The sequence below is a fragment of the Segatella salivae DSM 15606 genome, assembly GCF_000185845.1.
In the GTDB taxonomy this organism is placed as follows: domain Bacteria; phylum Bacteroidota; class Bacteroidia; order Bacteroidales; family Bacteroidaceae; genus Prevotella; species Prevotella salivae.
The window spans coordinates 602,900-611,560 of record NZ_GL629647.1 but is presented as its reverse complement, the minus strand read 5'-3'; the positions used below and the strand labels follow the sequence as shown (position 1 = coordinate 611,560).

The 8,661-nt window shown below is 41.6% G+C and carries 9 protein-coding genes; 4 read left to right on the top strand and 5 right to left on the bottom strand.

Annotation, left to right across the window (positions count from 1 at the left end; translation table 11 throughout):
• Positions 1-360: 360 nt before the first annotated feature.
• From nudC to HMPREF9420_RS02570, 5 genes are all read right to left on the bottom strand, one after another.
• The gene (gene nudC, locus HMPREF9420_RS02590) at positions 361-1,134 is read right to left on the bottom strand and encodes an NAD(+) diphosphatase (protein ID WP_007133853.1); all 774 of its coding nucleotides are present in this window, start codon (positions 1,132-1,134) and stop codon (positions 361-363) included.
• Entirely contained in the window at positions 1,134-2,885 is a 1,752-nt protein-coding gene (locus HMPREF9420_RS02585; protein WP_007133852.1) for a bifunctional metallophosphatase/5'-nucleotidase, read from the bottom strand. The genes nudC and HMPREF9420_RS02585 overlap by 1 nt, the downstream gene beginning before the upstream one ends.
• A gap of 68 nt (positions 2,886-2,953) precedes the next feature.
• Complete coding sequence (locus HMPREF9420_RS02580; RefSeq protein ID WP_007133851.1) at positions 2,954-3,085, bottom strand: hypothetical protein; 132 nt, start codon at positions 3,083-3,085, stop codon at positions 2,954-2,956.
• 10 nt (positions 3,086-3,095) lie between these two features.
• Positions 3,096-4,517, bottom strand: a complete 1,422-nt coding sequence (locus HMPREF9420_RS02575) for a DUF4270 domain-containing protein (protein WP_044079041.1) — start codon at positions 4,515-4,517, stop codon at positions 3,096-3,098.
• A 19-nt stretch (positions 4,518-4,536) separates the two neighbouring features.
• Entirely contained in the window at positions 4,537-5,352 is an 816-nt protein-coding gene (locus HMPREF9420_RS02570; RefSeq protein ID WP_044078707.1) for a glycogen/starch synthase, read from the bottom strand.
• Positions 5,353-5,519: 167 nt separating this feature from the next.
• On the opposite strand from HMPREF9420_RS02570, the gene panC reads away from it, so the two are divergent.
• From panC to HMPREF9420_RS02550, 4 genes are all read left to right on the top strand, one after another.
• Positions 5,520-6,377, top strand: a complete 858-nt coding sequence (gene panC / locus HMPREF9420_RS02565) for a pantoate--beta-alanine ligase (RefSeq protein ID WP_007133848.1) — start codon at positions 5,520-5,522, stop codon at positions 6,375-6,377.
• Position 6,378: 1 nt separating this feature from the next.
• Complete coding sequence (gene panD / locus HMPREF9420_RS02560) at positions 6,379-6,723, top strand: aspartate 1-decarboxylase (protein ID WP_007133847.1); 345 nt, start codon at positions 6,379-6,381, stop codon at positions 6,721-6,723.
• A 587-nt stretch (positions 6,724-7,310) separates the two neighbouring features.
• Entirely contained in the window at positions 7,311-8,321 is a 1,011-nt protein-coding gene (locus HMPREF9420_RS02555) for an SPFH domain-containing protein (RefSeq protein ID WP_007133846.1), read from the top strand.
• Complete coding sequence (locus tag HMPREF9420_RS02550) at positions 8,318-8,656, top strand: hypothetical protein (protein WP_007133845.1); 339 nt, start codon at positions 8,318-8,320, stop codon at positions 8,654-8,656. The genes HMPREF9420_RS02555 and HMPREF9420_RS02550 overlap by 4 nt, the downstream gene beginning before the upstream one ends.
• Positions 8,657-8,661: the final 5 nt, after the last annotated feature.

Sequence of the window (8,661 nt, the reverse complement as noted above, 5' to 3'; positions counted from 1 at the left end):
ATTAAAATAATTGTTATTTCATTCTTATTTTGTTCTAAACAGAGTTCACAAAAGAACATAAAAAAGCGAACAAAGGAAACTCCGAGAAGTCCTTTGTTTGCAGGGGTTACGGCACGCTTCGCGCGCGCGTATGCGAGAAGAAAAAATGTCTTAGTGACGCCAGGTGCGAGTGTGTGTGTGTGTGTGTGTGTGTTAGCAAATTATTTGGATTGACCAAAGATAAAGTGCAAAAAGATGCAAAGAATCGAGAGATTCTTTGCAGTACTTCGTTCACTTGATATGTCATTGCTAATTGTTTCACGGCGGCAAAGGTAAGAAGAAAAAATTAAAGGGGCAAATAAATAAGTAGATAATGTTTTTCTATGCTTTTGCGAGCCAGTCGTCAAGAATTTGTCTTGCAATGCTGAGTTTTTCGGGTATTTCGGGCAAATTATCCTTTGTAAACCATGCACCACGTGAGAGTTCTTCGCGTTGCAGATGGATGTCGCCACTGACATAGTCGGCTGTGAAGCCCACCATCAGGCCACTCGGGTAGGGCCAGGGCTGACTGCCGAAATAGCGTAGGTTAGTGATTGTGAGTCCGGTTTCTTCCATCACCTCTCGATGCACGGCCTCTTCTAAAGTTTCACCGGTTTCAACAAAGCCAGCCACAAGACCATAGAAATTGCCTTTGAAATTGCGCGCATGAACGAGCAACACCTTGTCGTCACGATGAATGAGCACGATGATGGCGGTGGCTACTGTGGGCCATACCTCTTTGCCACAATTGGGACAACGTTTGCTGATGTCGGTGTGCATCTTCATCGGAAAACCACATACGCCACAATATTTTGTGTTCTGGTCCCAGTAGATTAGCTCGTGACATTTGCCCGCTTTGAGATAGAGGTCGGTGGAAAGATGATAGAAACTTTTTCGGAGACCATACATTTCATAGCGTGGATTGTCGGTGACGGGTTCGTCGATGAGGAAAGTCTTTACCTCATCGCCATTGTCCATGGGTGAGACATTGAGCACATGTGTCCAATCCTTCGTTGCAATAGGCGGTTGGTTGCCTTCGGGAATCGAAAAGCTCCCATTAGGAAGCTTCTCGAGCATGAGGTCGCCTTTGCAAAAGATAAACCAAAGGTGTTTCATTATTTTTCGTCTTTAGGATTGCGTTGGTGGCTGAACAATAGCAGGCTGTCGCGAGTTGCAGCAGGTTTTGTCCAGTTTTCGGGAATGAATTTCCAGTTGTTGTTGGCTTTCGGCGCAACCGTTCCCATCTTTTCGATTTCCTGCATGAGGTAATAACGCTGGTCGCGAGGGCTGCGATAGATGATTCGGCTGTTCAGACTGTCTTTGGGGATGCCTGCCCCCTTTGTGAGCAGCTCTCCGCCGCCGTTTCCACGATAGCTGTTGATGGCTACAGTGTACCATTTATGCTCATCGAAGGGCTGTCCGTTTGACATGCGTAGGATTTTCACCTTCTGCCCGTCGGGTTTGGTTACATCGACCACATAATCAATGCCAGCAGCAGAGTCAAAGTTGAATGTGAAGTTCTTGAATCCCAAACGCTGTGCATCACCGCGTGTGTCGGCCAAGAGCAGTAGATGATCGTCGGGCGACTTCATTGTGTTGACCCATTGATCGTAGCTCATTTCAAGATGTTTTCTGATTTCCTCGCCTGTCATACGCATGACGTAGAGCTGATTTTCAAATCGATAGAGATTGAACATGTCGGCTACTCTCACCGGACCAGCTTTGATAGATGCATCAAACTGGAGTGGAGCGTTAAAGGCTATGTCGGCCTTTGTGATTTGCAATTCAAGATTGAGAATGAAGTCATTGAATGCGCTTGAGCCGAAATAACTGTCACGTGTGTATATGGTGTTCTCAATGTTGCCGATGATGCGGTCAACATATTGATTTACTTTCTCGATTTCGGGTTTGAAATGTGCCATATACTCCTCGTCAATTGGGAGTTTGGTGACATCAACAAGTGTTCCCGTAACTTGCTTGTTTGTAACTTTGCCATTCTTGAGCGTAAGCGTGAGGTCGGCCTGTGCTACCGTCATTGCATTGTTTGCAGGGTCTATGCAAAGCACTTCTTTGCCTTCGATATTCTTGATTTTTTGATTGAAGCGTGTGTGATCGTGGCCAAACATGATGATGTCGAAGCCTGGCACTTGCTGAGCAACGACACAACTTGCATCTTCTTCATAGTCTTTCGTTTTGATGCCGCCTTCGCGTCCGCTGTGGAAAAGTCCAACGACAACATCGGGGTGTTCTTTCTCTTGAATGATTTTCATCCATTTCTTTGCCGATTTCACCATGTCGTCGAAGCGCAGTCCCTCCCAAATATTCTCTGTCAGCCAGTTGGGAATAGCTGGGGTGAGCATGCCCAACACGGCAATCTTGACGCCATTGCGCTTGATGATTGCATAAGGGTGCGTGTAAGGCTGTCCGGTCTTTACGTTAACAACGTTGCATGCAAGCACGGGGCATTTCACCTCTTTAATCCACTTGTCGTAAACAGCATGGCCGGGTTCGATGTCATGATTGCCGATTGTTTCTGCATCATAGCCTAAATAATTGATTACTTGGGCTGCAATGTTAGGCTCGTTAGTAGCCACATAATTATAGAAATAGCTTGTGGGCTGTCCTTGAAGTATATCTCCATTGTCAAGCAAGACAACGTTGTTGCCATATTGTTTGCGCAGTTGTTTTACATAACTGCTGATGCGTGCCATTGAACCGACCCTTGGTTTGCGGTTCGTGAAATCGTAGGGGAAGAAACTTCCGTGCACATCGCTTGTTTCAATAAAGCGGAGTGTGACTTTCTTTTCAGTTGCATTGGCCGAAAGCATCAATGCTGTTAAAAGCATAAAAGAAATGAGTCTTTTCATAAATATAATGTTTATCAGTGGAAAAAAGCCGAGACATCTGATGTGGTCTCGGCTTTATTGAATTGTTTTTATAATGCTTCGTCTTCGGGTTTTTCGGGTCGCGACCTCTTAATCTTAGTGAGGTGTTTTTTATTTCGCAGCCATTGTTGCTTACGCTCTTCGTAACTCTCGCGCTGGCGTTCAAGGAAGTTGTCTGCCATAAGAATAGAGTTACTTGAACTTGCTATAGATGACTGAGATCTTGAGAGGCGTGTTTCCGCCTAACAATTTCACGCTTCTCACCGACATGTCATTGTATACTCCCGTTGAATAGGTTGAAGAATAGCTTCCGTTTTGAATGGTCATGCTCGTTGTAGTCACAGGAACAATGACAACCTTATTCCAATCAGCCGATGCTGTTCCATTCTTTTTGTTCTCATACATTGAGCGAATCAACGAACTAATATTATTGAAAGTGTAACCATTTTGGCTGAAGTTTGCCACGAAAGAATTCTTATAATTCATGATGTTATGATGTGCAAAGAAGGTTTGAATGCTATCTTTTGGAATCATCAATACCTGCTTTGGCGCTTGCAATGCATAAGGGCTTGTCGAAACGTTGTTGATTCGTTGTAACGTAATCTTTGCGCTGTTGATGCTGTCTTTCTCATGACCTGCAATAATGTTATCTACAGGAAGTGTCATCTCTGTGAATATTCCAGCTGGTGTTTTGAGATAGGTTCCAGAGTTTTGATTTATCAATTGTTGTAAAGCCTGTTGGTCATTGACAATGTGTGTGGCTTGCAACACTTCTTGCGTACCGCTGAAGGATGCGATTCTGTTATAGACTTTGCCATTGTATTGAATGCGGAAGTAAACAAACATGATAGTATTGAAAACCCTTCCGATAGAGCCTGAGCCTCCAACCGACTTGAAATAGAAGCCAGGAATGACGTTATTTATCAGTGTGTATGAATTGCTAAAGTCAGATGGTTTGCTGTAATACTTCTGCAACAGATACGTGCCATAGTTCTTGTATGTCACTCCATCTTTATCGGTGTAAGGCTTATTCATTGAGATTTTGATACTCGGACTATAATTCTTTTCAGCCTTTTCTTTCGCATCAGTTGTCAGATCTGCCAGCGTATATGCCTTCTCAACTTCAAATCCTCCGCTACGGAGATAGTTGCTTTCAATATCGTTTGAGTTTGTATATAATGCTGCAGCATCTGTTACAGGCTTGCTTAATTCATACATCTTCAAATGCATCAATGCCGTAGAATCACCAACAACATCGTCATAATAAAGTCTGATTTCACAAGAGTCTGCAATGACTTTGCCATTATCCTTCGACACAATGTCTCCCTCGTTAGGAAGATTGAAGTCTTCAAGTACGCCAAACTGTGTCATGAAGTCAGCCGTGATATACGAGCCAGTCTCAGGGTCTTTGAACTTACCAAGATATCCGTTGATGTTTCTTGAAAGGACATCGCCAGCTGCAATCGATTTTGTGGTGACATTAAAAGAGTCGGTTTTAATCTCCAACTTATCCATGTCGCTCGTGATTGACGTACCAATGGTTCCGGTAGAGTCGTCACATGACGATATCATTAGGGTTACAAGTAGTGCACTTGCAAGAGTTTTCAGTTTCATGTAATAATTGATTTTGTGATTAATCTTCACTTGTTGGATAAATCTTATCATAGAAATCTACATATGATTCGATGAAGTCTTCTCCTGGATATTTAAGAATCGGCAACTTCTTTTCAGCTGCATAGTCTAATAATTCCTTGTTTACTGTTGGGCGAGCTTCAATGATTCCATCACTATAATCAAGTGCAAGCTTTCCTAATTCAACGAAGTCAAACTTCTCGTTGTAGCCAGAAACAAGTTCTTTCTTGGCATCTCTGAAAGCAACAATAGACTTGAATTTGCTTCCCAAATCCCCTTTGAGTTGCTCTGAAAAGAGTGAGGTTACAATCTTTGTGTTTGCAAAAGAAGGCTCTTCGTGGTAAGCTTTCTTGATGTAGAAAGGCACAACAGCACTCATCCAGCCTTGACAATGGATGATATCCGGCGCCCATCTTAGTTTCTTTACAGTCTCTAAGACTCCTCGAGCAAAGAAGATAGCACGCTCTCCGTTGTCTGCATACTCTTCACCTGCCTCATCTGTTGTCATTTGTCGCTTGGTAAAGTAGTCATCATTGTCTATAAAGTAAACCTGAATCCTTGATTGTGGGATTGAAGCAACCTTGATAATGAGAGGGTGGTCGGTATCATCAATGATGAGATTCATGCCTGATAGTCGGATGACTTCATGCAGTTGGCCGCGCCGTTCATTGATATTTCCCCACTTAGGCATAAACGTTCTGATTTCGAGACCAGCCTCTTGTACCTTCTGTGGCAAGTCTCTTCCCATGACAGACATATTCGTCTCGGGGACATATGGGGTAATCTCTTGATTGATGAATAATACTTTCTTTGCCATGTCTTTTTTCAAATTTGAGTGCCACAAAGGTATAAAAAAAACACGAAATAAATTAGAAAATTGTCTATAAAGGCTCAAATGCGCTTATTAATTCGCATATTTTTATAATTATTCTTTCTTATTTAAGAAAAAAGTTGTTATTTTGTGGCCCGATTTGGATAAAGAAAATGAAAGTCGAAAAAAAGATTGTTGAACTTCAAAACGAACTCAATGCCGCGCGAAATGCAGACAAGAGTATAGGTTTTGTGCCCACGATGGGGGCTTTACACGAGGGACATGCCTCGCTGATTAAACGCAGTGTACAAGACAATGACATTACTGTTGTCTCGGTGTTCCTTAATCCTACTCAGTTTAATGATAAGGCTGACCTTGAACGTTATCCCAAAACATTGGATGAAGATGTTCGTCTGGCTGAAGCTTGTGGTGCAGATTATGTTTTTGCACCTGCCGTAGAAGAGATTTATCCCGAGCCCGACACGCGTGTGTTTGAGTTCCCTCCTGTTACAACGGTGATGGAAGGAGCGCGTCGTCCTGGACATTTCAATGGGGTGTGTCAGGTTGTTAGTCGCTTATTTACTATCGTAGCCCCTGATAATGCCTATTTTGGAGAGAAAGATTGGCAGCAGATTGCGGTCATCAAACAACTTGTAGATTATATGAATAGCAATATAACGATTGTAGAATGTCCGATAATTCGAGAAGCGGATGGCTTGGCAATGAGTAGCCGTAACAAGCTGCTGACGAAGGAAGAACGGGCTATTGCTCCAGCAATTTATCAAGCATTAAAAGATAGTTTGGATTATTCCAAGACTCATTCTGTTGAGGAAACGCATGATAAAGTCGTAGCCGAAATAAATGCGATTGACGGACTTGAGGTTGAATATTTTGAGATTGTAGATGGTAAAACGTTATTGGCGGTTGATGATTGGACGTCAGAACATGGGGTTGTTGGATGTATAACAGTCTATTGCGGAATGACTCCTATACGTCTCATTGACCATATAAGATATAGAAAGGGAAAATGAAATGATGATCGAAGTGTTGAAAAGTAAACTCCATTGTGCCACGGTTACAGAGGCAAATCTAAACTATATGGGGAGCATTACAATAGACGAAGATCTGATGGATGCGGCAAATCTTATTGCGGGGGAAAAGGTTCAGATTGTCAATAACAATAATGGTGAGCGCTTTGAAACGTATATCATTAAAGGCAAACGTGGGTCGGGGTGTGTTTGTTTGAATGGAGCTGCGGCACGTAAAGTTCAAGTTGGTGACGTGGTGATTATCATTGCTTATGCACTTATGGATTTCGAAGAAGCAAAAAACTATAGTCCTATTGTTGTATTTCCCAAAGAAGGGAATAAGCTTTAACCCCTATCCTTTCTTTAAGGAGAGGTATACCATGCGCAGAGATGTGATGTTATAGCCCATGAAAAATGGGGCCTCGAGCGTCAGAGTGTTTAATAAGCTCTTTTCTTTTCTATTCATATAAAAGCGTAGCTCTTTTGCTTGAGCTATACTTTTGATGCAAATGGTCGTGTGATTAAACTTGTTTTACACGATAAAATGACGTATATTGTGCGGTAAAATGATGCAAACCGCAATGCCAAGTGATAGCTATTAAACCGCCAAAGCCTTAAAATGAGATGATTAAGACTATGGAAAGGGCGAAATCCTACAATTGAATCGAATCGCTCTACCTCTTTTATGTCGTAATAAAGTATGTGCAATTAGATACGATATTTACTGATTCTATTATCTTATTTATACTCAAGTGTATCATGTTTTAAGTGTTTAGTTCTCATAAATCAAACGAGAAAGAGTTATATACTTTCATATAAAATGAAAAAAAATGAATGATATTTCTTCAGGTTTAAGAATATTTACTTAACTTTGTCGAAAACTTTTAAGAATACAGTGCATGCATTTTGTGTGCACATAGATTAAAGCTAACACCTATGAATATAAGGAATCCTTTTAGAAAGCAATTGCGTTCAGTCATTGAGTGGAAAGAACAAGACATGAATATCCTGTTCCATCGAATGGCAACTACTACCGATGAAATCAAAAACTCAAGTAAACTTATTGTTGCACCAGGCCAAGGTTGTCTTTTAGTTTATGATGGAAAGGTGAAGTCAGTACTAACAGAACAAGGCACGTATGAACTTCAATCAGATAACCATCCGTTTATCACCACGTTGCTCAATCTGGCACAAAACTTTGAGAGTGAGCACAAAATGCGGTTCTATTTCTTCCGTACGGCAGAATTGGTAAATGTACTTTGGGGCACAGCTACACCTGTAAAATACATGGAACCCAACTATAATATTCCTGTTGCACTGGGAGCTTGTGGTAACTTCTCTGTTAAAATTGGTGACGCTGAGACAATGTTCACAACGTTGTTGGGTTCGGTTTCTGACTATACGGCACGCGATGTGCGCGAATTAGTGTCTTCACGTATCGTTGCACCACTAACTTCTTTCTTAGCCGAAAAAAGCTATCCTTATACTGAAGTAGATAAACATTTGCTTGAATTATCGGCAGATTTGAAAGCGCGTACAACCGAAGAGTTAGAACGTTTGGGTTTTGTGCTGACAGATTTCCGTATAGATTCAGTTACATTTGATGAGAGTACACTTGAGCGAATCGGTAAGATTGCAGATATGACAGCAGAGAAACGTGCTGCGTCTGAAGTTGATTTAGATTATGCTGGCGTTCAAAAGTTGGCTGCTTTACGCGATGCAGTGCGCACAGAAGGCGGTCTTGCAGGAGCTGGTTTGCAAGTAGGTGCAGGGGTTCAATTGGCAAAAGAATTCTTCAATACGAAGAGTGATGCTAATGTTTCGCAAGAGGTTGCAATGCCAGATGCTGCAACTCGCCTGACACAATTAAAGCAACTTTTTGATGCCCAGTTAATTTCTGAAGAGGAATTTACAAAGAAAAAGAATGAAATATTAGAGAAATTATGAAAAGAATTTTAGTTATTTCTGTTATAATATTAGTCGCCAATCTTCTTGCGGGATTACTGATAACTGCTTATTCTCCAACGAATTTTCTCTTTACGAGCTTGGCAATTATTCTTAATGGATTGCTACTTGCTGGCTCATTTGTAGGAAATGCAGAGAGTACTCATCGTTTAACTTTAGGTTTTATCTTTGCAGGTGTTGGCGCTTTAGAGTTCATCACAGGATTCTTTGCCCCAGAACAATGGGAAAATAACTGGTGGTTGTTGAGTGTTGTCATTCTAACAGCTGTTCAAGCTATATTGTTGTTCTTGGCAATTTATTACTCAAAGAAGGCTTAAAGCAC

What these genes read in the sequence shown, in the direction of transcription:
- HMPREF9420_RS02580 (WP_007133851.1), bottom strand. Translation starts at nt 3,085, where the DNA reads ATGGCAGACAACTTCCTTGAACGCCAGCGCGAGAGTTACGAAGAGCGT.
- panC (WP_007133848.1), top strand. Translation starts at nt 5,520, where the DNA reads ATGAAAGTCGAAAAAAAGATTGTTGAACTTCAAAACGAACTCAATGCC.
- HMPREF9420_RS02550 (WP_007133845.1), top strand. Translation starts at nt 8,318, where the DNA reads ATGAAAAGAATTTTAGTTATTTCTGTTATAATATTAGTCGCCAATCTT.
- HMPREF9420_RS02570 (WP_044078707.1), bottom strand. Translation starts at nt 5,352, where the DNA reads ATGGCAAAGAAAGTATTATTCATCAATCAAGAGATTACCCCATATGTC.
- panD (WP_007133847.1), top strand. Translation starts at nt 6,379, where the DNA reads ATGATGATCGAAGTGTTGAAAAGTAAACTCCATTGTGCCACGGTTACA.
- nudC (WP_007133853.1), bottom strand. Translation starts at nt 1,134, where the DNA reads ATGAAACACCTTTGGTTTATCTTTTGCAAAGGCGACCTCATGCTCGAG.
- HMPREF9420_RS02575 (WP_044079041.1), bottom strand. Translation starts at nt 4,517, where the DNA reads ATGAAACTGAAAACTCTTGCAAGTGCACTACTTGTAACCCTAATGATA.
- HMPREF9420_RS02555 (WP_007133846.1), top strand. Translation starts at nt 7,311, where the DNA reads ATGAATATAAGGAATCCTTTTAGAAAGCAATTGCGTTCAGTCATTGAG.
- HMPREF9420_RS02585 (WP_007133852.1), bottom strand. Translation starts at nt 2,885, where the DNA reads ATGAAAAGACTCATTTCTTTTATGCTTTTAACAGCATTGATGCTTTCG.